29 protein-coding genes are annotated in these 25,330 nt (G+C 66.5%); 14 read left to right on the top strand and 15 right to left on the bottom strand.

The genetic code is table 11. The annotated features are described in order from the left end of the window. Positions 1–89: 89 nt before the first annotated feature. Positions 90–278, bottom strand: coding sequence for a ferredoxin (locus KV110_RS25255; RefSeq protein WP_218469762.1), 189 nt, complete (start codon positions 276–278; stop codon positions 90–92). Beyond that, positions 275–1,744 carry a cytochrome P450 gene (locus tag KV110_RS25260; RefSeq protein ID WP_218469763.1) on the bottom strand — a complete coding sequence of 490 codons (1,470 nt, stop codon included), beginning with the start codon at positions 1,742–1,744 and terminating at the stop codon, positions 275–277. The genes KV110_RS25255 and KV110_RS25260 overlap by 4 nt, the downstream gene beginning before the upstream one ends. A gap of 101 nt (positions 1,745–1,845) precedes the next feature. Here KV110_RS25260 and KV110_RS25265 point away from each other — a divergent pair, with 101 nt between their 5' ends. Further along, positions 1,846–2,505, top strand: coding sequence for a TetR/AcrR family transcriptional regulator (locus tag KV110_RS25265; protein ID WP_218469764.1), 660 nt, complete (start codon positions 1,846–1,848; stop codon positions 2,503–2,505). A gap of 36 nt (positions 2,506–2,541) precedes the next feature. Here KV110_RS25265 and KV110_RS25270 read toward each other — a convergent pair whose 3' ends face one another. After that, positions 2,542–3,411: an NAD(P)-dependent oxidoreductase gene (locus KV110_RS25270; protein WP_218469765.1), complete on the bottom strand. Its 870-nt coding sequence runs from the start codon at positions 3,409–3,411 to the stop codon at positions 2,542–2,544. Between the two features lie 50 nt (positions 3,412–3,461). Here KV110_RS25270 and KV110_RS25275 point away from each other — a divergent pair, with 50 nt between their 5' ends. Beyond that, a complete protein-coding gene (locus KV110_RS25275; protein WP_218469766.1) occupies positions 3,462–3,863 on the top strand; it encodes a MerR family transcriptional regulator in 402 nt (133 codons plus the stop codon). 17 nt (positions 3,864–3,880) lie between these two features. Here KV110_RS25275 and KV110_RS25280 read toward each other — a convergent pair whose 3' ends face one another. Both KV110_RS25280 and KV110_RS25285 read right to left on the bottom strand, forming a co-directional pair. Then, positions 3,881–4,819 (bottom strand): alpha/beta fold hydrolase, encoded by a 939-nt coding sequence (locus tag KV110_RS25280; RefSeq protein WP_218469767.1) that lies wholly within the window; start codon positions 4,817–4,819, stop codon positions 3,881–3,883. 105 nt (positions 4,820–4,924) lie between these two features. Beyond that, positions 4,925–5,503, bottom strand: coding sequence for a TetR/AcrR family transcriptional regulator (locus KV110_RS25285; RefSeq protein ID WP_246633960.1), 579 nt, complete (start codon positions 5,501–5,503; stop codon positions 4,925–4,927). A gap of 230 nt (positions 5,504–5,733) precedes the next feature. Between KV110_RS25285 and srmL the strand changes: the two genes are divergently transcribed. Then, on the top strand, positions 5,734–6,849 hold the full coding sequence (gene srmL / locus KV110_RS25290; RefSeq protein WP_218469768.1) for a PheS-related mystery ligase SrmL: 1,116 nt from the start codon (positions 5,734–5,736) through the stop codon (positions 6,847–6,849). 154 nt (positions 6,850–7,003) lie between these two features. Here srmL and KV110_RS25295 read toward each other — a convergent pair whose 3' ends face one another. From KV110_RS25295 to KV110_RS25305, 3 genes are all read right to left on the bottom strand, one after another. Next, the gene (locus KV110_RS25295; protein ID WP_218469769.1) at positions 7,004–8,014 is read right to left on the bottom strand and encodes a DNA topoisomerase IB; all 1,011 of its coding nucleotides are present in this window, start codon (positions 8,012–8,014) and stop codon (positions 7,004–7,006) included. 73 nt (positions 8,015–8,087) lie between these two features. Then, positions 8,088–8,285, bottom strand: coding sequence for a con-10 family general stress protein (locus KV110_RS25300; RefSeq protein WP_218469770.1), 198 nt, complete (start codon positions 8,283–8,285; stop codon positions 8,088–8,090). 96 nt (positions 8,286–8,381) lie between these two features. Further along, positions 8,382–9,656, bottom strand: coding sequence for a glycosyltransferase 87 family protein (locus KV110_RS25305; protein WP_218469771.1), 1,275 nt, complete (start codon positions 9,654–9,656; stop codon positions 8,382–8,384). A 119-nt stretch (positions 9,657–9,775) separates the two neighbouring features. Here KV110_RS25305 and KV110_RS25310 point away from each other — a divergent pair, with 119 nt between their 5' ends. From KV110_RS25310 to KV110_RS25325, 4 genes are all read left to right on the top strand, one after another. After that, the gene (locus tag KV110_RS25310) at positions 9,776–10,408 is read left to right on the top strand and encodes a flavodoxin family protein (RefSeq protein WP_218469772.1); all 633 of its coding nucleotides are present in this window, start codon (positions 9,776–9,778) and stop codon (positions 10,406–10,408) included. Continuing rightward, a complete protein-coding gene (locus KV110_RS25315; RefSeq protein WP_218469773.1) occupies positions 10,405–11,034 on the top strand; it encodes a UdgX family uracil-DNA binding protein in 630 nt (209 codons plus the stop codon). The genes KV110_RS25310 and KV110_RS25315 overlap by 4 nt, the downstream gene beginning before the upstream one ends. Positions 11,035–11,063: 29 nt before the next feature. Next, positions 11,064–11,456, top strand: a complete 393-nt coding sequence (locus tag KV110_RS25320; RefSeq protein WP_218469774.1) for an ankyrin repeat domain-containing protein — start codon at positions 11,064–11,066, stop codon at positions 11,454–11,456. A 67-nt stretch (positions 11,457–11,523) separates the two neighbouring features. Next, entirely contained in the window at positions 11,524–11,964 is a 441-nt protein-coding gene (locus tag KV110_RS25325; RefSeq protein ID WP_218469775.1) for a nitroreductase family deazaflavin-dependent oxidoreductase, read from the top strand. 3 nt (positions 11,965–11,967) lie between these two features. Here KV110_RS25325 and KV110_RS25330 read toward each other — a convergent pair whose 3' ends face one another. Beyond that, entirely contained in the window at positions 11,968–13,341 is a 1,374-nt protein-coding gene (locus KV110_RS25330; protein WP_218469776.1) for an FAD-dependent oxidoreductase, read from the bottom strand. A gap of 158 nt (positions 13,342–13,499) precedes the next feature. Between KV110_RS25330 and KV110_RS25335 the strand changes: the two genes are divergently transcribed. Together KV110_RS25335 and KV110_RS25340 are read left to right on the top strand one after the other, a co-directional pair. Then, the gene (locus tag KV110_RS25335; RefSeq protein ID WP_246633961.1) at positions 13,500–15,065 is read left to right on the top strand and encodes an amino acid permease; all 1,566 of its coding nucleotides are present in this window, start codon (positions 13,500–13,502) and stop codon (positions 15,063–15,065) included. Positions 15,066–15,138: 73 nt separating this feature from the next. Beyond that, complete coding sequence (locus KV110_RS25340) at positions 15,139–15,834, top strand: hypothetical protein (RefSeq protein WP_218469778.1); 696 nt, start codon at positions 15,139–15,141, stop codon at positions 15,832–15,834. A gap of 22 nt (positions 15,835–15,856) precedes the next feature. Here the strand turns inward: KV110_RS25340 and KV110_RS25345 are convergent, their stop codons facing one another. The 3 genes from KV110_RS25345 to KV110_RS25355 all read right to left on the bottom strand — a co-directional run bounded on the left by KV110_RS25345 (position 15,857) and on the right by KV110_RS25355 (position 18,448). Then, positions 15,857–16,345 (bottom strand): carboxymuconolactone decarboxylase family protein, encoded by a 489-nt coding sequence (locus KV110_RS25345; RefSeq protein WP_218469779.1) that lies wholly within the window; start codon positions 16,343–16,345, stop codon positions 15,857–15,859. Further along, positions 16,342–17,421 carry an NAD(P)H-dependent amine dehydrogenase family protein gene (locus tag KV110_RS25350; RefSeq protein WP_218469780.1) on the bottom strand — a complete coding sequence of 360 codons (1,080 nt, stop codon included), beginning with the start codon at positions 17,419–17,421 and terminating at the stop codon, positions 16,342–16,344. The genes KV110_RS25345 and KV110_RS25350 overlap by 4 nt, the downstream gene beginning before the upstream one ends. Before the next feature lie 304 nt (positions 17,422–17,725). Beyond that, a complete protein-coding gene (locus KV110_RS25355; protein WP_218469781.1) occupies positions 17,726–18,448 on the bottom strand; it encodes an esterase/lipase family protein in 723 nt (240 codons plus the stop codon). Between the two features lie 229 nt (positions 18,449–18,677). Between KV110_RS25355 and KV110_RS25360 the strand changes: the two genes are divergently transcribed. Further along, a complete protein-coding gene (locus tag KV110_RS25360; protein WP_218469782.1) occupies positions 18,678–19,007 on the top strand; it encodes a hypothetical protein in 330 nt (109 codons plus the stop codon). A 13-nt stretch (positions 19,008–19,020) separates the two neighbouring features. Here the strand turns inward: KV110_RS25360 and KV110_RS25365 are convergent, their stop codons facing one another. Then, positions 19,021–19,578, bottom strand: a complete 558-nt coding sequence (locus KV110_RS25365; RefSeq protein ID WP_218469783.1) for a TetR/AcrR family transcriptional regulator — start codon at positions 19,576–19,578, stop codon at positions 19,021–19,023. 140 nt (positions 19,579–19,718) lie between these two features. Here KV110_RS25365 and KV110_RS25370 point away from each other — a divergent pair, with 140 nt between their 5' ends. Further along, on the top strand, positions 19,719–20,003 hold the full coding sequence (locus KV110_RS25370) for an antibiotic biosynthesis monooxygenase (RefSeq protein ID WP_218469784.1): 285 nt from the start codon (positions 19,719–19,721) through the stop codon (positions 20,001–20,003). A 13-nt stretch (positions 20,004–20,016) separates the two neighbouring features. Then, a complete protein-coding gene (locus KV110_RS25375) occupies positions 20,017–20,595 on the top strand; it encodes a DUF2867 domain-containing protein (RefSeq protein WP_218469785.1) in 579 nt (192 codons plus the stop codon). A 15-nt stretch (positions 20,596–20,610) separates the two neighbouring features. Here KV110_RS25375 and KV110_RS25380 read toward each other — a convergent pair whose 3' ends face one another. After that, positions 20,611–20,907, bottom strand: a complete 297-nt coding sequence (locus KV110_RS25380; protein WP_218469786.1) for a hypothetical protein — start codon at positions 20,905–20,907, stop codon at positions 20,611–20,613. A 264-nt stretch (positions 20,908–21,171) separates the two neighbouring features. Between KV110_RS25380 and KV110_RS25385 the strand changes: the two genes are divergently transcribed. Together KV110_RS25385 and KV110_RS25390 are read left to right on the top strand one after the other, a co-directional pair. Next, positions 21,172–23,424, top strand: coding sequence for a serine/threonine-protein kinase (locus KV110_RS25385; protein WP_218469787.1), 2,253 nt, complete (start codon positions 21,172–21,174; stop codon positions 23,422–23,424). 95 nt (positions 23,425–23,519) lie between these two features. After that, on the top strand, positions 23,520–24,716 hold the full coding sequence (locus KV110_RS25390) for a tetratricopeptide repeat protein (RefSeq protein ID WP_218469788.1): 1,197 nt from the start codon (positions 23,520–23,522) through the stop codon (positions 24,714–24,716). Here the strand turns inward: KV110_RS25390 and ybiA are convergent. Then, entirely contained in the window at positions 24,695–25,267 is a 573-nt protein-coding gene (gene ybiA, locus KV110_RS25395) for a riboflavin biosynthesis intermediates N-glycosidase (protein WP_218469789.1), read from the bottom strand. The genes KV110_RS25390 and ybiA overlap by 22 nt on opposite strands. Positions 25,268–25,330 lie beyond the last annotated feature (63 nt).

Below are 25,330 nucleotides of genomic sequence, written 5' to 3' on the forward strand. Positions count from 1 at the left end.
TGATCTCTCTTCGATGTCATCCACTGGGATCGCCCGATGCCCAGGCGTTTCCACCGCCGACCGCGCCGAGCGGAAAAGGCACGCGCGAGTCAGGCCAGGCGCAGCGCCTCGACGGGGCAGCTGTCGATCGCGAGTTGCAGAAGGTCATGATCGTTGTCGTCGACGGAGTCTGTACGCGGTGCGACGATTCCGTCGTCGCCGACGCGGAACAGATTGGGCGCCAAAGCTTCACACATACCGTGCCCGTCGCAGCGGGTGCGGTCGGCGACGATCCTCACGACGGCAGCCGTTCCAAGCGGATGGGCAGGCCGTCGGCGGGCATGGGTCCAGTGCCCGCGACGAGCGGGACCTGATAGCCCGGCCGCACGGACCAGCGGTAGCGCAGCAACATCTGATGCAGCACGGCTTTGACGGTCATGCCGCCGAAGTACAGGCCGATGCATTTGTGGGCGCCGCCGCCGAACGGCGCCCAGGCGAGCCGGTGCGATTTGTCCTCGCGGCGCTCGGCCGCGAACCGCTCCGGGTCGAACACATCGGGGTCGTGCCAGTAGTCGTCGGTGCGCATCATCGGGTACGAACCGACCATGATCAGCGTGCCTTTCGGCACGTAGTAGCCGAGCAGCTCAGTATCCCTGGTGGTTTCGCGAACCTGTTGGGCCACCGGCGAATACAAGCGCAGCGTCTCCTTGAACGCCAGATCCAGTCCGGGCAGCCGGTCGAGATCGCCGTAGTCGAGGGCTGGTTTGCCGAGGGCGCGGGATTCCGCGCGCAGCCGGTCCTGCCAGTCCGGGTGGCGGGCGAGTTCGTAGGCCAGCATCGACGCGGCGATGGTGCTGGTGTCGTGCGCGGCCATCATCACGAAGATCATGTGCTCGATGACCTCCTGATCCGAGAAGGCGTGCCCCTCGTCGGTCTCGGCGTGGCACAGCACGCTGAACAAGTCGGAGCCGTCGCCCGCGCGCTTGGCGGGCAGCTCGCGCCGGAAGTACTCGGCGAGAATTCGCCTGCCGCGTATCCCGCGGGACCACACGCCGCCCGGCACATCGGCCCGGATCAGCGCGGTCGCGCCGTGCACCGCGTCCTCGAAAGCCCTTGCCAGCACCGTACTTTCGGGGCCGATCTCGGCTCCGGCGAAGACCTCGGTGGCCTGCTCCAGCAGGATCTGCTTGATCGCGTCGTAGAGCGGGAAGTGCGCGGCGGGCCGCCATCCGGTGACGCCACGGGTGATGCGCGGCGTCGTCAACGCCAGGTACCCGATCAGCTTCGGCCGCGTGAACGCCTGTTGCATGATGCGGCGATGGAACAGGTGCTCGTCGAAATCGCGCAACAGCAATCCGCCGCGAAAGAACGGGCCGATCAGGAACTCCCAGCCGCGCTGCGCCGAGAAGACTTTGTCGCGGTCCATCAGCACGGCCTCGATCGCAGCGGGGCTGCCGACGCAGACCACAGGGCGACCAAGGATGCCCATCCAATTCACCGGTCCGAAACGTTCGAACCGGTTGCGCGACAAGATGATCGGATCACTCAACGCGTGCAGGGTGTAGCCGATGCCCGGCACGCCGAAGTCCCCGAGCACCGGTCGTAACCCACTGCCCGGCGGCGGCTGTGCCAGCGGACGCGCGCTGGACGGGTAGCGGTCGGCGACCCGAGCGCCGAAGGCCTGCGCGCGTTTCGCGATCCGGGCACGCAGGTGGCGGACATCCCCATGGACATCAGTGATTTTCGGGGGAACGAGAAGACTCATGCCGGTGGTCCCTTCGCGACGCTGCGACCCCTCGACCATATCGGAAACGCACGTTTCCGTAAACAGTTGTTTCCCGACTTCTCTTGTGCGAGGCTGCTCGGGTGACCCGAGCATTCAGCGGCACCTACCGTGGCACGTCGACCGCCGAGCGCCGGGAAGATCGACGCAGGCGGTTGCTCGATGCCGCACTCGATATCGTCGGCACCCAGGGCCTGTCGGCGATGACCGTTCGCGGCGTCTGCGAGCAGGCTCGCGTCGGTCCCCGCTTCTTCTACGAGGCCTTCCCCGATCTGGACGGCCTCGCGTCCGAGCTACTGCTGGAAATTCAGGACGCCGCGCTGGACCGGGCCCGCGCCGCCGTCGTCGACACCGCGGGTGCGCCCGCCGACAAGATCCGCGCAGGCGTCGCCGCACTCATCATCGAACTCACCGACGACCCACGCCGTGCCAAGATCATCTTTGCCCAGGCGTACGGCAACGAAGCCCTGATGCGCACCCGCTTCGCGGGCATGCGCCGGGTCGCCGACGTCATCATCGAACAAACCCGGCTGGTGCTCGCCCTGCCCGCGGGCCACGACACCGCCGTCGCCGCGACCTCGCAACTGATCACCGGCGGTGCCGCGGAACTCGTCCTCGTCTGGCTCGACGGCGGTCTCGACGTGGATCGCGACGGCCTGATCGACCTGCTCGCCGACTTCACCATCGCGATGGTCGACCGGATCCCCGGTGTCGCCGGACGCTTGTCGGCCGGTTCCGGATAGGCCAGTCAACTGGATTCCGGTGCCGGATCGGGCGTTTCAGGGTTTGCCGAATTCCTCGATCAGCACGGGATATTGCTCCGCGCCGTGCCCGGCGGCGATCGAGCGGTCGGCCATCGCCTTGATCAACTTCGGCAGTTCGGCGTTGACACCCAATGCCTCACTCTCCTCGATCAGGTGCGCCATCGTCCGCGCGTCGCCCTCCAGGGCCGACACCTCGGCCGGGAAGGACCCGCTGTCGATCTGTTCGGCGTACCCGGGCAGCCATTCGGCCACCCCGGCGGCGATCTGCCGCGCGAACGGCGCGTACGTCACGGCGTCGACACCGGCCGTTCGGAGCATGGCGGTGCCATGGAGCCAGGCGTTCAGGACGCTCCACATCATGGTCAGGCCCGCCCCGTCGTACAGGGACGCCAGCCCATGATCGGCGCCGAGGTAGGTAACGGTGCCGAGCGCGTCGAGCGTCGACTTGTGCGCTTCGAAGTCCGACTGCGGGCCGCTGTGCAGAATCACCGCCTCGGCGGTCCCGATGGCAGGCGGGATGGCCATGATGGCGCCGTCCAAGTAGCGAGCGCCGCGCTGCTCGGTCCATCGGGCGGCTTCTCGGGCCTGGGCCGAGTTGCCCGAGGTCAGGTTGAGCAACATCGTGCCGTTCAGGTCGATGTCGCTCGCGCCGAGCAGTTCGCGCATGGCCTGGTAGTCGGTGACGCAGACGATGGTCAGGGAACTCGCCTGGAGAGCGTCGCCGACCGCTGACGCCAGCCGTGCACCCTCGGCCACCAACTGGTCGGCCTTGGCGGCCGTCCGGTTCCACACGATTGTGGGATGTCCGGCTTTCAGAAACGCGCCGGCGAGCGCCTGGCCCATCAGGCCGAGTCCGATGACTGTCACGGGTGCTTTGTTGTCCATGGCAGCATCATCAACGTTCATACCGGTGTGAAGGTCAAGTGAGGGTTTCGATGCGGATCGGGGAATTGAGTCGCCGGACGGGCGTCAACGCCCATCAGTTGCGCTACTACGAGGCGAACGGCCTGCTGGCGGCAGACCGTGGCGCGAACGGCTACCGCGAGTACGACGAGCACGCCGTGCTGCGGGTGCAGCAGATCCGGCACCTGCTCGGTGCCGGACTGTCCTCCGAGGACATCGCGTACCTGTTGCCCTGCGCGGTCGGCGAGGCCCCTGAGCTGCCCGGGTGCCCCGAACTGCTGGCCGCGATGCGGTCACGCCTGCGCCGACTGGACGATCAGCTGGCCCGGCTCGCTCGATCCCGTAGCGCTCTCGCCGACTACATCGATGCGGCCGAGCGAACCGGCAGCGAGACCTATCCCCCCTTCTACGACCTGGAGCCCATCTCCGCCTGAGCAGGCGCTCGGAACCGCTAAGCGCTTGCTACCGCGCTCGATTCGAAAAACGCGGTCAGCTCACGCACCATCTGGCCGGGTTGCTCTTCGGGGATGTAGTGGCCGCTGCCCTTGATCTCGACGACCCTGATGTCGGTCCCTTTATCCGCCGACATCTGTTGGCGCAGTGCCGGATACGACTCCTCCCCCGCCAAGGTCAGGATCGGCACCGTCACCGGCGCGTAGTCCGCGAGATCGGCGATGTCCTGGCGCATCGTCTGATACCAGCCGTTGCCCGCGCGGATGGCGTCGGGGGAATCGTAGGCGTGCGCGTAGATGCGCCGCGCCTCTTCTTCCACCGACGCCTGATCGACCAGCATGTGCCCGTACAGCCAATCGATCACCAACCGAAAGCGATCGGCCAGCAGCTGTTCGGGGAGTTCGCGCAATTGATTGAAGGCGAACCACCAGGGATAGCCGCCGCGCCCGTGCTCGAGTGCCGCCGCTTGATCGTCGCTGCCCGGCAGCATGGTGATGGCCTGCCAGGCGGCATCCGGGACGCCCATGTCCACGGTGACCAACCGCCGCACCGACTCCGGGAAATTGGCGGCCAGGTGATAGCCCAGCGACGCGCCGATATCGTGCCCGGCGACGAACGCGGACCGGTGCCCGAGCTGCCGGATCAATTCGTGAATGTCGCGCGCCATGGTCTTCTTGTCGTAGCCTGCGGCCGGTTTGGCCGAGCCGCCCATGCCGCGCAGATCGACGGCGGTCACCCGATAGCGAAGAGCCAACTCCGGCAATATTTTCCGGAACTGCCACCAGGTCTGCGGCCAGCCGCCCAGCAGGATCAACGGCTCGCCCGCACCACCGGTGACGTGGTGCAGGCGGGTGCCGTTGACCTCGGCGTAGGCGCTGGTGAAGTCGCCGTCCAGCGAGGCGGCCAGCTCGGCATCGGTCGGAACGTTGTGTGTCACAGGAGGATCCTTTTCTTGAATGATCGGTCCAGTAAATGGACATAGCGATGCCCGACGGAACAATGTGGTGCCCGAACGGCGGTGTGGTGCAGAACGACCGACGGCTCAGCCGAGCAGGGTCAGCGCCTGCTCAACCGTGTCATCGAGAAAGCGACGCCGGACCGGAGTCTTGCCGACAACGCGAATCCCCTGGAGGAGCGTCACGATGAATCTGGCCAGTGCGACCGGGTCCCGATCCGCCGACAACTCCCCCTGCGCACGCGCCCGCAGCAAAGCGCTCGTGAGCACGGTCTCCATGGTTTCCAAACCGGAGGCGACCAGTCGGCGCGCGCCTTCATCAGAGGGGAGCTCGACCGCGGTGTTGGTCATCAGGCAGCCTTTTCGCGATTCGTCGGCGAGCGAGGTCTCGGCGTACCAGCGCACCAGCGCGCGAACCGCCGCCAACGCCGACCCGGGCACGGAGAGTTGGTCGAGCAATCCCGCCCGAGTGTCTTCCGCGTAGCGTTCCAGCGCTTTGAGATACAACTCTCGCTTGCCGCCGAACGCGCCGTAGATGCTGCCGCGCCCGAGCTGCAGATGGTCGACCAGGTCCTGCATGGAGGTCGCCTCGTAGCCCTGCCGCCAGAACAGCTCCATCGCCGTCCGCAGTGCCGCGTCCGGATCGAATTCCTTCGTTCTGCCCACGAGGCAAAGACTACTTCATTTGGACCGATCGTTCAAAAATAGTGGTTGTCGCTGGCTTTGCGACCGAGTGATCCCTTACGCTTGGTTCATGAACGCGTGCAGGCGATTTCTTCGCCCCCGGCCGACAGTCGGCCGCGGGGTCTGCTGCGTGCGTTCGCTCACGTAGTTCCTGTGGCCGTCGGCGGTTCGGGGGGGTTCACCGAATCCGACTGGCTACCAAAGGAACTCACATGTCTTCCTATCTCACTCCGCTGGACCTGTCGCGGGCGCTTGCCGTGCGCGACCTGAGCGACGCCGCGCAGGGACCGCACGCCATGCAGGCTCTGCTGAACCGGACCATCGACGCGCTGGCCGACGCCTGGGCGTCGACGGTGCACATCGTCCGCAACTCGCCGATCGTCGCCGTCGTCGACAACTACGACAAGCTCGGCTACGACCCGTCCGACATCACCCGCGATACGCGCTACACCCGATATCTCAGCCCGACAGTGATGTTGCGCAGCCACACCACCGCCGACATCCCCGAGACGCTGCGGCGCTACGCCGGTGTGGCGACCGAAGTCGACGAGCTCATCGTCGTGCCCGGGCTGACCTACCGCAGAGACGTCGTCGATCGCATCCACGTGGGCGAACCGCACCAAGTCGATCTATGGCGATTGCGGTCCAGGCCGGACACCGGCGACCACGAGGTGAACGAGATGGTCGCCCGCCTGGTCGAGGCGGTGCTGCCCGGCGCCGAATGGCGCACGACGCCCGCACAACACCCCTACACCGCCCTGGGGCGGCAAGTGGACGTGCGATTGGGTGCCGACTGGCTGGAACTCGCCGAATGCGGCCTCATCGCCGAACACGTCCTCGTCGGCGCCGGGTTGGACCCCGCCCGCTGGTCGGGCACCGCGCTAGGTATGGGCCTGGACCGAGCCCTGATGCTGTGCAAGGGAATTCCCGATATCCGCTACCTCAGATCGGATAACCCGCGCATCGCCGACCAGCTGCGCGACCTCTCGCCGTGGCGGCCGGTCTCGATGCTGCCGCCGATTCGCCGCGACCTGTCGGTGGTGATCGCCGACGACACCGATGACGAGACCCTCGGCGACACCGTGCGAAAAGTACTGCACGATCGAGCCGATGACATCGAGTCCGTGCTCGTATCGGCTCGGACACCATGGGCCGAGCTCTCCGAGCAGGCGCGGGACCGTCTCGGCATCGTGCCGGGGCAAACGAATGCCGTTGTGCGGCTGATTCTCCGGCCGTTGGCACGCACGCTCACCGACCAGGAAGCCAACGCGATCCGCAACGAGGTGTACCGCGCGATACATGTCGGCCCACTACTGGAGCTTGCATGATCGGGGACACCAGTTTTCGTGGCTGTCGGGCAGACCGGGTGCGCTGTTAGCGTAGAGGTCTTCATCAAGGTGAAGTGGGCGAAGGAGGCCGGGATCACGGCTGGGACAACGGGATTCCGGCCCTCCTGAGCTGGGCAAGGGGATGAGCAGCGGGTCATTTGGCCTTGCGTAGCAGCCGAATCACCGCCCGGTCGACCAGTTCGCGGCGCTCGTCGTCCGAAGCGGCCCGTCGCGCGCGCCGCAATGCCGCGGCAATCGTCGATCCGTTCTCGAATGCCGTCACCACCCGCGGATCGACATACGAGTTGCGGGCCACCGTTGGTGTGTTGCCGAGGGCTGCCGCAACATCTTCCATCACCTTCTTCGCCACTGCCTTGCGACCACGTTGCGACGTGGGGCATTCGGCCGAAGCGAAGTCCGCCGCCGCCAGCACCGTCGCCTGCCAGGTCCGCAGATCTTTGGCGCTGCAGTCGCAGCACGCCAGTTCCCGGAAGCGGAGATTGATGTCCTCGGCGTGTAGTTCGCGATAACCGGTCCCGTTGCGATAAACGAGCAGTCGCGGCGAGCCGGATCGGCAGCGCCGCAGCGCCCGAACAGCTTTGGCAACCAGCGGTTCGGTGACGCGAACCCGTCGCCGGATACCGCCCTTGGCCGGATAGTCGAACAGCATCTCGTCGCCGGACAACCGCACCTGCTCACGCAGCAGCGTGGCGACGCCACGGGTACCGTTCTCCTCCGCGTATTCCTCACCGCCGACCCGGAATACGCCGCGATCCAGCAGTTCGATCGCGACCGCCTCGGCCCGGTGCTTGCCGAGCCCCGGGTCGGCCAGATCCGCGCGCACCTGTCGTCGCACTTCGGGTAGCCGCGCGGCGAGTTCGAGTACCCGGTCGAACTTCTCCTCGTCCCGCTCCTTGCGCCACTGCTCGTGGTACAGATACTGCCGACGGCCCGCCACGTCCACCCCGACCGCCTGCACGTGACCGTTGGGGTGCGGACAGATCCACACCTTGCGCCAGGCCGGCGGAATCACCAAAGACTTGATGCGATCGAGCGTTTCGTCGTCGGTCACCGCCGCACCGTCGGTCGTGACATAGGAGAAACCGCGGCCGCGCCGGACCCTGGTGAGGCCGGGGCCGTAGATGGTGCTGCGGCGCAAGCGCATCGGGCTGCCATCCCCTCGGTTCGAGACGGGAGATGGGCGAGGCTGACGCCCCGCCCATCGGCTGCTTTTCGGATTACCGGTTCTGGTGGCTGTGTTCGCCGCCGAGCCGCTTGGCGGCGGTCGGTTGCGCCGCGGCGCCCTTCTTGCCTGCCTCGCTGGCACGCTTGGGATCGTTGTCGAAGCTGCCGCTGCTCGCCTTGCCACCCTGGCTGGCGATCTTGCGTTGCTGCTCTGCGTCCATGGCGGCAAAGCCACGTGGGGCGTCGGCCATGTGCATCCCTCCTTGCCTCGGGTAATTCTGTCGGCGACGGCGGTGTGCCGTCACTGACGCCCTACCCGGGGATCCCGGCAGCAAACAACCCGGTGGTCAGGATTGGTGTTGCGGCACCAGTGCCGGCACTGGTTCTCGCGTGGGAGCGGCCCGGCGGCCTGCGACGAAGTACAGCGCGACGAGCAGCACGCTGAACCACACATAGGTGTTGCCGATGATGTGTTGCCATGGCGTCCACTCGGTTTCGCGATGCTCGCCGTCGGGCAGCCAGTTCTGCGGGCCGTACACGAAGACCGCCGTGATGACGGCGATGGTCACCGACCAGCCGATGGCCCGACGGCGCGGCAACCGGGTGGCGTAGCCGATGGCGGCCAGCAATGCCGGGGCGATCCAGACCCAGTGGTGCGACCAGGAAATCGGCGAGAACAGCAGTGTGAAGACCGCGTTGAAGGCCAGCGCGAGCGGCGGGAAGTCGGTCGCGCGCCGCATGGCCGCGATCACCAGCACCAGCAGCGCGGCGCCGAGAATCAGCCACAGTCCGGTGAACGCGGGCTCGGGCACCTTCAGCCGGGCCAGCATGGCCTGGATCGACTGGTTCGTGTGGAACGCCGAACCGCTCAAGCCGGACACATTGCCCATTCCGCCGAACCAGTACTTCGCGGAGTCGTGCGGCAGCACGGCAAAGCCGAGCAAGGTGGCCGCCGCACCGGTCGCCGCGGCCGTCGCCGCCGACTTGTAGTCGCGGCGCACCAGGAAATACAGCACGAAGGCCGCCGGGGTCAGCTTGATGGCGGCGGCGACACCGATCAGCATGCCGCGCCGCCAGCGCGGCTTCTCGGTGAGGCAGTCGGCGGCGACCAACGCCATCAGCAGCAGGTTCACCTGACCGAAGTTCAGCGTCGAATGGATCGGCTCCAGCAGTAGGCCGAGCGGGGTCGCGCACGCGGTCGCAAGCAGTGCGAGTCCGCGCTGCCCCGCCGTGGGCCAAATCTGCCGGGCAACCAGGTACAGGGTGAGCGCGAGCGCGGCCACGGACGAGACGAAGAAGGTGAATGCGGCCGCATTCCACGGCAGCAGAGCGAACGGGCTCAACGCCAGCGCGGCGAACGGCGGATAGATGAACGGCAAGCCCGCGCCGATGGTGGTCTGCGGCAACTGGCCGTACATGTCGTTGCCTTGACGCAATGCGTCCACCCCGAGGCGATAGACCTGCAGGTCGATGAACCCGCCGGTGATCTCGTCGAGCGGCCAGACGGGCAACAGCAGACAAAACGCGGCAAACGCGATGGACAGCGCCGGTGCCAGCCATACCACGACGCCGAGTCGACGGTTCTTGGCTTCCGGCTCAACGCGGGTGGTGACACTACTCATCCGCGGCGACTATACCGGTACACCAGGTGAGAAGGGCATTCGAGGGCGTCCGGCGTGAGCGCGGGCAAAACGGGTAACTCGGCAGCAGTTTCCCCCGCCCGAAGGAGGTCGACCCAGTCATGAGCGCGTTGACAGCCGTAGCGCTGGTGTGCAGTTTGAAGAAGTCCCCGGAGCCGTCGAGCAGCGAACTGCTGGCCGGGCAGGTGTTGGACGAATTGGAACGATACGGGGTGGTCGGCCGGGTGGTCCGGGTGGTCGACTACGACGTGCGTCCAGGGGTGAGCGCCGACGAGGGCGACGGCGATGCGTGGCCGATGCTGCGCGCACAGATCGCGGCCGCCGACATCCTGCTCGTCGCGACGCCCACCTGGGTGGGGCACATGTCATCGGTGGCGCAGCGGGTGCTGGAGCGGCTCGACGCGGAGCTGTCGGAGACCGATGACGAGGGCAGGCCGAGCATGGTCGGCAAGGTCGCGATCGCCGCGGTGGTCGGCAACGAGGACGGCGCGCACAAGATCATCGCGGATCTGTTCCAGGCGTTGAACGACATCGGGTTCACCATTCCCGCACAGGGCGGCACCTACTGGAACGGTCAGGCGATGGGCTCCGTCGACTATCAGGATCTGTACGAGACCCCCGAGGACGTCCAGCGGACGAACGGCGCGGTCGCCCGCAATGCCGCGCACCTGGCCGGATTGCTGCGTGCCGAAGCGTACCCCCCTTACGCGCGGGAAGCTCAGGAGGCGAAATGAAGGCGCCGGGGGCCGCCGAATTCGTCCCCGACGGAGCGGATCTGGCGACCCTCCAGGAGGCGTCGTGCGGCTGCCGGGGTTGCGATCTCTACCGGGACGCGACGCAGACAGTGTTCGGCGAAGGCCCCGACAACGCGACCGTCGTCATGGTCGGTGAGCAGCCGGGCGATCAGGAGGACCGGCAGGGGCATCCGTTCGTCGGCCCCGCTGGTCACCTGCTCGACCGCGCGCTGGACGAGGCCGGTATCGACCGTGCCACCGTCTATCTGACCAATGCCGTCAAGCATTTCAAGTTCGTCGAGCGGGGCAAGCGGCGGATCCACAAGCAGCCGGGCCGTACCGAGATCGTCGCCTGCTCGGCCTGGCTGACCGCCGAGTTGTCGCTCCTGCGGCCGGAATTGGTGGTGTGCCTCGGCGCGATCGCCGCGCAGGCGGTGGTCGGACCCTCGTTCAAGGTCAGTCAGCAACGCGGGCAAGTCATTTCGATGGCGGACTATCGGGTGATCGCCACGGTGCATCCGTCTGCGGTGCTGCGCGCACCGGACCGTACCGAGGCATACGCGCAGTTCGTCGCCGATTTGCGGCAGGTCAGCGCCGAGATGGGAAAGCGGGCGAGCTCCGGATGAGTGTCACCGAGGCGTGGTAGGAAAGGCGAATGAGCGCTGACATAGATCCGGAACTCATCGAACTGGCCACCAAGCTGTTCGATTTCGCTCGCCAGGGTGACGCCGCCGCGCTGGCCACCTATCTGGATGCCGGCGTCCCCGCGGATCTCACCAACGACGCGGGCGACACCCTCCTCATGCTCGCCACCTATCACGGTCATCGTGATGCCGTCGCGGCGCTGCTCGACCGGGACGCCGACCCGAACCGCGCCAACGACAAGGGGCAAACCCCATTGGCCGGTGCGGTTTTCAAGGGTGAGACCGAGATCGCGCGAATACTCGTCGAGTGCGGCGCCGACCCGGACGCGGGCACCCCGTCGGCCCGCGACGCCGCCGTCATGTTCGGCAAGGCCGACCTGCTCGAGCTGTTCGCCGACTACTGAGCGCGCAGGAATTTCGTCACTCGCTCCATGGTTACCCGGATGAAAACCGACCACTGGAGGCAACGACGTGACCGATCCCAACAGCCCCGACTTCGACCGAAAAAGCTTCAACGAGCAGGTGATCGACGAGTTCCGCGCCAACGCGGGCAAGGTCGGCGGCATGTTCGAAGGCGCGGCCATGGTGCTGATCACGACCACCGGCGCCAAGTCGGGCCGCCGCATCACCAATCCACTGGTCTATCTGCCCGACGGCGACCGAATCGTGCTCATCGCCTCCAACGGCGGCGCCGACAAGCACCCGGCCTGGTACCACAATCTCCGGGCCAACCCTGAGCTCACCGTCGAGATCGGCACCGAACGGTACGCGGCGAAAGCCGAGGAGGTGTCCGGCGCCGAACGCGACGCGCTGTACGCCAGGATGGTCGAGATCATGCCGGGTTTCGGGGAGTACCAGGCCAAGACGTCGCGGGTAATCCCGGTCCTCGCGGTGTACCGGGAAGCGGCCTGAGCGCTACCGGCGCTCGCGCACCGCGGTGACCGCCTTGCGGGCCGCCACCAGCACGGGATCCCAGACCGGGGAAAACGGTGGTGCGTAACCGAGATCGAGAGCGGTCATCTGGTCGACCGTCAGGTGCGCGGTGAGTGCGACGGCGGCGATGTCGACGCGCTTGCCCGCGCCCTCGCGGCCGACGATCTGCACACCGAGCAGGCGCCCGGTGTGCCGTTCGGCGATCATCTTCACCGTCATCGTCGCGGCGTCGGGGTAATAGCCCGCGCGGCTGGTCGATTCGATGGTGACGGCGACGAACTGCAAGCCCGAGGCCCGAGCGTCCTTCTCCCGCAGGCCGGTTCGCGCGACCTCCAGGTCGCAGACCTTGCTCACCGCGGTCCCGACGACACCAGGGAAGGTCGCGTACCCGCCACCGACATTCGCGCCGATGATCTGGCCGTGTTTGTTGGCGTGGGTACCGAGGGCGATATGGCGTTCGCGACCGGACACCAGATCGAGCACCTCGACGCAATCCCCACCGGCCCAAATGTTTTCGTGGCCGCGCACCCGCATGGCCAGATCGGTCAGCAGTCCGCCGTACTCCCCCAGCGGCAGGCCGGCGGCGCGAGCCAATTCCGTGTCCGGGCGTACCCCAATGCCGAGTACCACCACGTCCGCGGGATATTCGGCACTGTCGGTGACCACCGCGCTGACCCGGCCCTGCTCGTCGGTGCGGAGCTCGGTCACCTCGGCATTGCCGAACACCTTGATGCCCATGCCGCACATGGCATCCCGGACCAGCGCACCCATGTCCGGATCCATCGTCGACATGGGCTGCGGGCCACGATGAACCATCGTGACGTCGTAGCCGCGCTGAATCAGCGCCTCGGCCATCTCGACACCGATGTAGCCCGCACCGACCACGACCGCGCGCTTGCCCTCGGTATGGTCGAGCGTATCGATGAGGGCCTGTCCGTCGTCGAGGGTCTGCACGCCGTGCACACCGGCCGCGTCGATGCCGGGCAGCGGCGGCCGGATCGGCCTGGCACCGGTGGCGATCACGAGTTTGTCGTAGCCCGTCCATGATTCGGTGCCGGACTCGAGATCACGGGCGCGCACCCGGCTGCCGGCGACGTCGATCTCGGTCACCTCGGTGCGCAGCCGCAGGTCGATATCGCGGGATCGGTGCTCCGCGGGCGTTCGGGCGATCAGCGCATCGCGTTCGGTCACATCGCCGCCGACCCAGTACGGGATTCCGCAGGCGGAGTACGAGGTGAACCGGCTGCGTTCGAAGACCACGATCGCCAGCTCGCTCGCGTCCTTCAGCCTGCGTGCCTGCGAAGCCGCCGACATCCCGGCCGCGTCACCACCGATGACAACCAGTCGATCGCTCATATGTCCCACGCTACGGCGACGCACCCGGCCACGGCCGGAGGGGGTCGCAGCGATTTGCCACGGTATTCCTGGTTGCCGTGCGGTTGACCCAGGTTTACTCCACACTGATCTTCTGGCAAACGCTGTGTGAGGGCAGTGTTTACACCCGGGAGCAGTACATGAGTGAACGACCGTCCCCGTCCGACGACGAACGTCGGCTCGCCGAACTCGGCTACAAACAAGAATTGGCCCGATCCTGGTCCGGATTCTCGAACTTCGCCATCAGCTTCACCATCGTCTCCATCCTGACCGGCGGATTGGCCAGTTACGGAATCGGTTTGGCCAACGGCGGCCCGATCACCATGGCCTGGGGCTGGCCGCTGGTCTCGCTCATGGTGCTGTTCGTCGGCATGGCGATGGCGGAGTTGGCTTCCGCGTACCCCACCTCCGGCGGGCTGTACTGGTGGGCGGCTCAGCTCGGCGGGCCGGTCTGGGGTTGGTTCACCGGGTGGTTCAATCTGATCGGCCAGATCGCGGTGACCGCGGCCATCGATTACGGGGCGGCGATCTTCACCACCGTGGTGCTGAACGTGATCGGCATCGAGATCGGCACCGACCGGACCGCGATCTTCCTTGTTTTCCTGGTGATACTGGTGTTGCACGCCGTGCTGAACGCGATAGGGCCGCATCTTTCCGCGGTGATCAACAATATCTCCGCGTGGTGGCATGTCGGCGGCGTCGCGATATTCGTGCTCGTGCTGACCTTCGGTGCGAACCAGCATCAGAGCGTCGGATTCGTGTTCACCGAAACCGTCGACAACAGCGCGGTCGGGTTCGGCGGCGTGGCCTTCAGCTTCCTGCTCGGCCTGTTGCACGCGCAGTACACGTTCACCGGGTACGACGCATCGGCGCACATGTCCGAGGAAACCCACGACGCCTCGCGGATGGCGGCGAAGGGCATCATCAATACCATCGTGGCGTCGGCGATCGCCGGATACCTGCTCATCATGGCGGTGACCTTCGCGATCCCGAATCTGGACGACGCGCTCGATCCGACCAAGAACAGTGGCTACCCGGTGATCTACATCCTGGAGAATTCGCTGAATTCGTTCTGGTCCGGGCTGCTGCTGATCATCGCGGCGACCGCGCAATTGTTCTGCGGGTACGCCTCGGTCACCTCGGCCTCGCGCATGCTGTTCGCCTTCTCCCGGGACGGCGCGGTGCCGGGATCGGCGCTCTGGTCGAAACTTTCGGCGCGAAAGGTGCCGGTCAACGCGGTGCTGTTCATCTCGTTCTTCGCGTTCGTGCTGCTGATTCCGTCCATGCTGGTGCCCGCCGCGAACGCACCCACCGCCTACGCGGCCGCCACCTCGGTGGCCACCATCGGCCTCTACATCGCCTACGGCATTCCGATCCTGCTGCGCCAGCTGCACGGCTCCCGGTTCCAGACCGGCCCTTGGCAACTCGGGCGCTGGTATCGCCCGGTCGGCGTGGTCGCGCTGCTGTGGATCGTGCTGATCAGCTTCCTGTTCATCCTCCCGATGGACGACCGCGGCTACCCATGGAACAGCGAGTTCACCTGGAATACGGTCAATTACGCCCCGATCGCGTTGATCGGGGTGGTCGGCGCCATCGGCATCTGGTGGCTGGTTTCGGCCCGCACCTGGTTCACCGGACCGAAACGCACCGTCGAGGACGCGCCGGATGCCGGTGCGTCGGGCGACGAGACGACGGTCAAAGCCTGAGTGAACAGCATTATCGGAACCGAAACGGCGGCGGATGCGGGGTTTGTCGGTGTCGGTCGCTAGGTTCGTCGGCATGGAAAGGATCGACCCGGAACACGATCCGGCCATCGGACGGATTGTGTTTCCGGGAAACCCGTGGCCGACAGGGCACGCGATCGAGGAGTTCGCCTGGACCGGGCGGATCGACGAGAACGGCAATTTATGGTTCGATCTGCACCTGCGGTCGGCGGAATATGTCGCCGAAGCGTCCACGAAAGGCGCTGCGGGGACCGATGATTGGTCCTCGCCGGACGTGTGGCGGAACTACGGCGCTTGCACGTTGTCCTCCACCTACTGGGGCGAGGACGACGGCACCGGGTTTCTCGCCGCCACACCCGGAAATCCATTTCAACTGAAAACGTTGACGCCGCAACGTTTGACCGCCGATCCGCTGCCCCTCCTCGATATCGATCAACTCGAATATCTGGCCTTCAATATCTATCTACTCGGCCACGATTCCGTCGCCGACCAGGAGGTGTTCTTCACTCGCCGACCGGACGGCAGGCACGACATCGACTGGCACGGCCGCATCGCCCTCACCTGTGTCGGCGACATCGAATTCAGCCATCGATTCCAGGCCGAAATCACCGCGACCCTCGATTACCTCCGCTACCCCACCTCGCTGTCGACCGTGGAGGCGCACGACCTGCTCCGCGCCGTCCTGGACGCGCCGGAATTGTTCGAGACAGGACTTGTCGACGGGCAACCCGCGTGGGTGCCGAAACGTTAGCGTTCCCGCCGCGACCGATCGACTACGCCGCCGAATGTCCTGGCAGCACACAGGCGGTGTCGAGGCCGAGGACGCGATTGAGCCGGCCGAAGGCCAGCCAGGAGCCGATGCTCATGCTCAGTTCCACGACTTCGACCTGAGAGTATTCGGCCAGCATCCTGGTCCAGAACTCATCATCGATACTGTGGTGGTCCAGGGCGTAGCGCTCGGCGTATTCGGCGGCGAGCCTGGTGCGTTCGTCGAAGGCTTCGGTGCTGCGCCAGTCAGTGACGGCGTCGGCGAATTCGGGCTCCACCTTGACGCCGTCGCGTTCGGTGCGCCAATCCTGGCAGAAGAGGCAGCCGTTGATCTGCGCGATGCGCAGGCGGGCGGCTTCGAATTCGCGCAATCCTAGGGTGCTGTGCGCATACACCGACATCGAGAACTGGGCGGCGGCGACGCCGATGCCCGGCACCATCTCGCCCCAGACGTAACCGATCGGGTCCTTGCCCTCGGGGATGTCGATGATCATGGGTGTTTCCTTCCGAGTTTGCCGACTGCCGGACGCAGCGGAATATCGAGTGCGTCGTAGAGTCCGGGTTCGGCCGCGGCCAGCCAATCGATGGCACTCACCAAACGACCTACCGCAGTGGCGTTTCCGCCCGCGGCGCGGTTGCCGTTCTCGTCCGTCGCCTCAACGGTGACCTCGATGCGCGGGCGACCCTCGACGATCACGCGGTGCGCACCGTCGCCGTCGGCGGGCGCGGGCCACTCCGGCGCGCAGGACGGATGGATGCGGGTGACATGTTCGATGATGATGCGCGGCTCCCCCGCCACGATGCCCTGCACCTCGAACCGCACCGCGCCCTGGGTGCCCGCGGTGAACTCGCCCATCGACCGGGTGCTGATCGTGGCGTCCAGCGGCCGTCGCTCCAGGGTCTCCCGGATCTCGTCGAGTTCGACGCCGAGCGCACGCGCCATCAGTCGAATCTGCCCGCCCCACACCATGGTCGGCACACTCGGCGCGAGCATGGGTGGCTGATAATCCATCGGCTGCCCCATGCCGACGAGGTAGCGGACCGAGTCCGGTTGGTCGTAGCTGGAGTAGTCGAAGATCTCCTGGCAGCGGATCACGTCCACGGTGCCGCCGAGGCCGCTGATCAACAGCGGCAGTACATCATTGCCCCAGCCGGGGTCGACGCCGGAGACGAACAGGGAACCGCCGCCGTCCGCGATCGCGGCCAGCACCGGGTCGCGGACCTCCGCCGGTGCGTTGCGCGGGTCGTAGAGCGCGTACAGCGCGGGCGTGACGACCAGCGCTCCGGCCCGGATCGCCCGCACGATGTCGGCGAGTGCGTCGTCCGGGCGGATATCACCGGACGCCGCGTACACGACAGCGCGCGGACCCGATGCCAGCACCGCGTCGACGTCGTCGGTCGCCGCGACACCGAGGTGGTGGTCGAGGCCGCTCAGTTCACCGGCGTCGCGCCCGACCTTGTCCGGGTTGTGCACGAGCACGTTCGTGAGTTTCAGTGCCGGGTGTGCCTCGACGGCTCGAATGGCCGCCCGGCCGACATTGCCGGTGCCCCAGACCGCCGTGGAGATCATGCGGCGAGCGTAGCAAGCGCTTGGTCGGGTCGACCTGGTTATCGCGAACCTGCTCAGCGCTCGTTTGCCAAGGGCTCGGTAGCGGCTGATTCCGGCACCAGGTAGGCTGTGAACATCTCCGGTACCGCGTGATTCGATCCGCGACCGCCCCTCCTCACAGAGTCCTCCCGAAGTTATCTGTAACCGTCGGTTACACATAAATCCGTTAGCCGCTCCCGAGTCGCCCATTCCCGACGACATGCCCACGACGTGGCGTTTTCACCGTCGACAAGGCAGATCGCCCATTCGGCGACGCCTGACCAACCTAGGGACAGGTGGACGACAGCGGCCCACCCCGCAATGCGGAGTCGATCAGTTGCTGCACCGCGCCGTCGACGAGCTGGTCGCCATGGGCAACACGTCGCCCGGCGCAGAACGATTGGACACTGGCGTTGGTCGCACCCGGCAGCGGAACGTTCTCGAACGCGATTTCGGTGTACAGGTGGTACGCGGGAAGTCCCGGCGGTATCGCGGGCGGGGCATTGAGATCGCGGATGAATTCCGACCACGGCAGCAGATCACGGCAACCCGGGTACCGGTCGGCGCACTCCAAGGCGAGCACGATCCCCAGCTCAGGTGTCCCGACATCGACATAGGTACCGACCTGCCCGAGACCGCCGAGGAACTTGATGTAGTGACGCTGGGCGAGCCCGCCCATGGAATGCCCGACCAGATCGACCCGCTCCGCACCGGTTTCCCGCCGAATCTCCGCGACCTGCTCGGCCACCGCCTGGGCGGACTCCGCGATCGGCGCGCTGCCGAACGGCGCGTTCTCGGTCGGATGGGCGCGCAGCACCATCCAGTAGGCGGTATACCCCCGCGAACCGAGCCACGTTCGCAAGACTTCCAATGGACCCACATCGGTGCCGATCCCGCCGATCACCAACACCGGATTCGCGCCGCCGGGAACGGCACCGGCCGGTCCCACCCCGAAACCGGCTATCGCACAACACATCACCAAGATCACCCGGACGATCCGAACGAGCATGTAGACCGACCTGCCTTCAGAAACGTTCACCAACCGCCGCCACGAACCTACCGCCCGCCACGGCCCACCGCCCGCCCCCGATTCCCCTGACACCCGCCCCAACGGCCAACTTTGCGTGTGCAACGTTCCGAGGTGGGCGCGGGTAGATTTGGGGAGCTCGGGGATGCGCTGTGGGTGGTATTAGGCGTGGTGGTGCGTTAGTTTTCTAGCGAGAAGGGTGGTGATGATGATGACGGCGAAACCAATGGCGCTCGGGTACCTGCGGCAGGACATCTCGGGTGCGCACCGAGCATGGGACGAGACCCAGATCCGTAGTCTCGCTAAGCGACTCGGGTACGACCTGGTCGACACCGTGGTACTCGGCTCGGACACCGACCACCGAATCCTGCACCTGCTCAACGTCGTCCGGACCAGTGGCGCCGAAGCGGTGATAGCCCCCTGCCTCGACCACCTGGACGGCACCGTCGACCCCCTGGTCGAAACGTGCGATGTGATCACCGTCCGCCCCGAAAATACCTACGCCCGCTGGGCCTTCCCCCGAGCCCAGGCCGACAACTGAGCCGCGTCCGCACCTACGGACATTCGAGCAGCAGATCGGCGGCGCGGACGACGACTTCATGGCGGGTGTGCTCGTTGTGGTCGGCGGCGAGGAAGTGATTGCCGACGGCTAGGCAGAAAGCGAGCATGCTGCGGGCTTCGACCTCCGCCGGATCCGAATAGAGGCTGCCGAAGAGCTCGCGCGCGTAGGCCATGCGGTCGTTGTCGACGCGGCGCAGGCGTTCGGCGACCGCTTCGTCGCGACGGGCCCAGTCGCGGATGGCCAGGTCGATCGGCAGCATCCGATCGTTGGAGAAGGTGAGCAGTCCCGCGCGGCGGATCTTCGTTCGCGCGTCACCGCCCTCACGTTCCACCTGGGCCCGTACCTCCTCGGTACTTTCCCGCTCCCAGGTGTCCAGCATTTCGTCCAGCAGTGCGTTCCGATCGGCGAAGTGGCCGTAGAAACCGCCCTTCGTGACGCCGAGCGCCTGCGCGAGGCTTTCGATGCGGACGGCATCGGGACCGCCGGTTGCCAGCGCCAGCAGGCCCTGCTCGATCCAACTGCTCCGTGGTGTGCGAGTGACGGCGACCATACCTTCAGTATCGCCGACGGTGTTGACACTGGCGCACCGCACGTTACGATCGAAGTATACGGCACCGTATATTTGAAAGCCATTGGGAAGTAAGCGAATTGCGAGGGCAACGGTGCCCTCGCCAGCGTCAGGAGCGCAAGATGACCGTCGGTTTCGTGGCCTTTCACTACCCCGAGCCCGCCCATTTCGAGGAGTTCGTCGACCGGGTGCGCAAGGTCAGGGAGGTGATGGGGTCGGCGCCGGGATGCCTGGCCGTCGATTGCTGGGTCAGCGCCGAAGGCGACGCGGTGATCTCGACCGGCCAGTGGGAATCCGAGGAAGCCTGCGCGGCATCATTCGCCGCCGTCGCGTCCGCCGACGTGGACGTCGCGTTCGACGAACGAGAATGCCGCCCGCGCCACATCGTCAAGCTGCTTTCCGTCTAGCAGGAGCGAGCACATGAAGCTGCCGAATACCGCGCACACCTCGCGCCCCTGGCGCATTCACGAACTCGCAGGCGATTTCGAGCTCGAAGACGTGTGGGCCCTACCCACGCCCGGGGGTCCCGACGACTTCTCGCGTCTGGTCCACCACATAGCGACCGGCAACGATTCGAACCAGTCCCCTGCCTACCGGATACTTTTCGCGATCCGCTGGAAGCTCGGAGCGCTACTCGGCTGGGACAAGGAGGACACCGGCATCGCCACCCGCGTCCCATCGCTGCGCGACCGTTTGCCCGCGGAGCTTCGCGACGCTCCACCCGGCCCGGCGTTCCAGAGCAAACCCTTCCACTCGGTCTTTTTGACCCAGGACGAATGGGCCGCCGAAATCGCCAACAGCACCGTGCACGCGATAATGCACATCGGCTGGGTCCAGGACGAATCCGGCGGCTACCGCGGCCAAATGGCCGTCCTCGTCAAACCCAACGGCCTGTTCGGCAAGCTCTACATGGCCGCCATCCTGCCGTTCCGCTACCTACTCGTCTACCCAGCCCTCATGCGCACCGTCGAACGAGACTGGCAAGCCCAAACCGCCTAGCTGCCCCGTTCGCTGCTACTTGTCGATGATTTCCAGGACGTCTCGCAGGGAGATCATCACGAAGGTGTCCTTGCCGTAGTTGATGGGGGTGCCGAGGTCCTTCGCGTAGCGGATTATGTCGTCGGGTTGGATATCTAGGTCGGCGGGCTCGTGCGGGCCCACCGCGATGACCTGGCCTTCTTGGCTGTCCGTAGTGGATTTATCGAGCGGCCGGACCAGTACCTGGTCATCGAGTGGCTGCACGTTTTCGGTACCGGCGGTCGTCATGTCCTTGCTCACCTCGACGTAGGAGTGCACGGCCCCAGGGTCCATGGACCGATTCGACGATACCTCGCAAGATATTGCCGCACTGTGGGTTTCGCGCGGCAAAGGGCGGATCGTCGTGATGTGTCTGGCCCGGGACGCGGGTTACGGGTCCGAGGCTACCGGGATGTTGCGGGACCGGTCGACGAGTCCGTCAGGCCTCTCGGCAGAAACCTCCTGACGGCCTGACAACCTCCGGCTGACCGCCCGTTTCGCGGGATTTTTCCCGGCGAACGCCCGGTTTCGCGGGAGCGGCGGGGATACGATGCGCAGATGGCGCACCCCGCCCCGCCGGTTCCGGGGGCGACGGTCGCATCGGACCGTTCGCCCGGAGGTTCGCGCGGCACCGGGGTGACCGAGGTGGTCGAACGGTTTGCCGAAGCGTGGCGCGAGGATGCCAGCCCGCCGGACCTGCGGGCCTATCTGCCGGACTCGCCCGCTATTCGGCGGGTGTCGTTGATCGAGTTGATCAAGGTCGATCTGGCCAATCGCTGGGGACGGGGCGCGGCGCCGAAACGTCTGGCGGAGTACGTGGCAGACCTGCCGGAACTGCGGACCTGGCCGCTGCCGCCGGATCTGATCTACGAGGAGTTCCACGTCCGGCGGCGGGCGGGCAGCTCGGTCCGGGTCGAGGAATACACCGCGGCGTATCCCGCACAGGCCGAACAACTTTCGGAGATGCTGGCGACGGACGACTATCACAGCACGATGATGTCGGCCGCCGAGCCGGTGCGGCTCGACGATATCGAGGCCGGGCAGAAGATCGACGACTTCGACCTGATGACCGGGCTCGGGCGCGGCGCCTTCGCGCGGGTATTCCTGGCGCGGCAACGGTCGATGCAGCGACTGGTAGCGGTGAAGATCTCCCGCGACAAGGGCTCCGAGCCGCAGACTTTGGCGCAATTGGATCACGACTACATCGTTCGAGTCTTCGATCAGCGAGTCCTGGAGAGCCGCAAGTTGCGGCTGCTTTACATGCAGTATGTGCCGGGCGGGACGTTGTTCACCGTGCTCGAGCGGGTTCGGGTGACCCCACCGGAACAGCGCAACGGCACGCTGCTGCTCGATGTCATCGACTCGGTGCTCGCCGGGAAGGGGGAGATCCGGCCGAGCGAATCACCGTTGCGGGCGGAACTGGCGACGCTGTCGTGGCCGGAAACCATTGCCTGGCTGGGGCGGCGGCTTGCCGAGGCGCTCGACTACGCGGGCAATGCCGGTGTGCTGCACCGCGATATCAAACCGGCGAACGTATTGCTCACCGCGGACGGCATTCCCAAGCTCGCCGACTTCAATATCAGCTTCAGCGGCAACGTTTCGGGAGACAGCCCGGTCGCCTACTTCGGTGGCTCGCTCGCCTACATGTCGCCCGAACAGCTGGCGGCGGTGCATCCCGATCGGGCGAGCACGGCCGCGGATCTCGACACCCGCAGCGACCTCTACGCGCTCGCCGTTGTGCTGTGGGAATTGCTCACCGGCCGAAAACCTTTCGACGACGACTCGGTGACCGGCGGCGATCGCACGGCGCTGGACGGCATGCTGGAGCGCCGCTCGGCGGGCCCGAATGCCCTGCCGTATCAAGATCTTCCGCCGGACTGTCCGGCGGCGCTGCGGCGGGCGCTGGTGCGCGCACTCGACCCGGACCCGGACAACCGCTGGCCGCGTGGCGCGGACATGGCCCAGCAGTTGGAGGTCTGCCTCGACGCGAGGGCCCGTGACCTCGTCGATCCCCCGCCGACCAGTTGGCGGCTGCGGGCCCGGGTACTCATGCATCCGATCATGGCGCTCGCCATCGCCGTGCCGAACGCGCTGGCGATCTGGTACAGCTACAACCACAATCGGACACTGATCATCGGCAAGCTGGACGAGCAGGCACAACACCGCTTCGACCAGATCGCGCTGACCACCTACGGGCTGTGCTTCCTGATCGGCTTCGTGGTCACCAACGTGCTGGTTGCCCAGCTGTGGTCGATTTCGCGCGGGCTGCGCAACGGAAAGTCCTACGACGCGGATACTCTGGCCCGTGCGCGCAGTGACACGTTACTGCTCGGCAAGCGAAATGTGCTGACCTGCTTCATGCTATGGGTCATCGCGGGGGTCGCGGTGCCGGTTTCCGTACAGGTCTCCGGAAACCACCTCACCGCCGAGTCCTACCTGCACTTCTTCATCACGCAGATCGTCTGCGGCGCCATCGCGATGGCGTACCCGTACTTCATGGTCAATTTCTACGCGGTGCGCTCGCTGTATCCGATGTTCCTCCGGCACGGCGGGCTCGGCGCCAAGGACGCGCGGCGACTCCAGCAACTCGACCGGCGCAGCACCTACTTCCTCGCCATCGCCGCCGCCGTCCCGCTGCTCGGTGTCGCGGGCGCGACCTTCATACCGCCCGAGGACATTCCGGCCGTCATCGTGGCCCTGCGGGTGCTGTGCCTTGGCAGCGCCCTCGCGTTCATCGGCGTGTATTGGCTCTTCCGCATGCTGGAGAAGGATCTGGCCGCGCTGGAACGCATCGTCGCCCGCTCGGCTTGATTTGCTGCGCCTTTCCCGGCTGCGGCGAGTACGGTATACCCCGCCGCAACAGCGCAGGGACGGCACGACGCTTTCGGCGGAAAGGCGGGCATTGCATGAACGAGCCGTATTCGTCATGGGCTGCGCGGAATTCGCCCGAAGACCTACCGCTCGCCGCCCGCTACCAGAGCGCCGACCCCATCGTGCTGCGCGGCAGCAAGGTCTACCCGATGTACACCGAGCAGGTCGGGCCCGCGCCGACGGCGGTCACCGTGACGCTGCTGTCCGCGGCGCCGCCGACCGGGCTGCGCGGTCTCGGCATGGGGCTGTCGGTCGTCGACGGCTACGTCGCGCTGAACGGTCGCCGGCTGGCCGGGGTGGACGTGTGGTCCGATGCCCTCGTCGGCGGCATCAGCTTCGACATCATCGGCACCGCCCCCGGCACCCTGGTGACCCTGACACCGGTCTGGGTCGACAGTTTCGGCGAACAAAAGTCCTGGGTCGGCAACTACGGCATCGTCATCGAGAACACGCCCGACGGCCGGATCGTCCTGTGGTGCAGCATCGGCGAGGGTCCAGCGAATTTCGCGAACCTCGTCGTCGAAGTGCGTACCGCGCCGGTCAAGCAGCACGCGCAGCCGGTGCCGCGGCCCGCCTTGGAAACACCACTCCGTTCGGCGCCGAACCTACCGACCGACCCGAGCGGCGCCTACCCGTCGGCGACGCAGAACAGTGCCCATCCCCCGACCATGCAGTCCGCGCAGACCAATCCCGGGTACGCGCCGAGCGCGCAGCCGGTGCCGCTCGACGCGTATTCCCGTGTCACGCAGCCGCATCCGGCCCCGGTCGCGGACCCGCCCGCGCAACCCGGTCCCACTCCCTACCTCGGCTCCGACGCCCAGTACGGTCCTGGTGTCCAGTCGGCGCCTACCCGACCCATGGTGCAACCCGCCACACAGACCGACGAGGAGCCCGCCCCGGACGCCAGCTATCGGACCGCCCTCTACGACCTCGGTGTCGCTATGTACAGCCGTGGTGAGGAAGACCAGGCGTGCGGTCTGTGGGCGCAAGCCGCCGACGCGGGTCACGCGGGCGCCGCCTACGACTTAGGTGTCGTGCACTTCCGCCGCGGCGACCTGGTGGACGCGGAACGGTGGTGGCGGGCCGCCGCGGACCGACGCGAACCGCGCGCGATGGCCGGACTCGCCGAACTCCTCGACCGGCAAGGCAATTACGCCGAGGCACGCGTCTGGCGGGCCTGCGCCGACGAAGAACGCTCCACCAACGCCGATCAGTCCGTCGGGTCGAGTTGACCACCGCGTAACTGCGCGCGAGCCTCCATCAACGCGAAACCAAGCAGGTTCAACCCCTGCCACCGGGCAGGATCCTCGGCCCGCGGATCGTCGGCGGCCAGCCCGATACCCCAAACCCGGTCCACCGGACTGGCTTCGACCAGCACCCGCTCGCCCGTCCCGAGCAGATACTCCAGTAGCTCCGCGTGCTGCCCGAACTTCGCGACATTGCCGCGCACCACGATCTCGTATCGATGCGCGCTCCACACCTTCCCGTCGAATCCGCGCACCTCCCGCCCGAGCGCCTTCGCCGCCTTGGGTGTTTCCGCCGCAAGCACCCGTTCGGCATTCTCCTTGTCACCGAACAGCACGGCCTTGCCCCACATCATGTAGTGCTCGGCCGACGCGAAGGTGTTCCCGTCCACCGTGAACGATGCGAGCCACCACTGACTCAAACAACTCGCCCCGATCCGCCCGCCACGCTCCGGCTGATGCCCCCAGAAGAACAGATAGTCCAGCTTCTCGCCCGCAGTTGTCACCCTGACCAGGTCGCTCACCGAACGCAGGCTCATGATCAGAGTGTGCCCTACGGACCGCCACACCCGCCGCTGAATATCGGTGAGGGGCAGCGTACG

Source organism: Nocardia iowensis (genome assembly GCF_019222765.1).
In the GTDB taxonomy this organism is placed as follows: domain Bacteria; phylum Actinomycetota; class Actinomycetes; order Mycobacteriales; family Mycobacteriaceae; genus Nocardia; species Nocardia iowensis.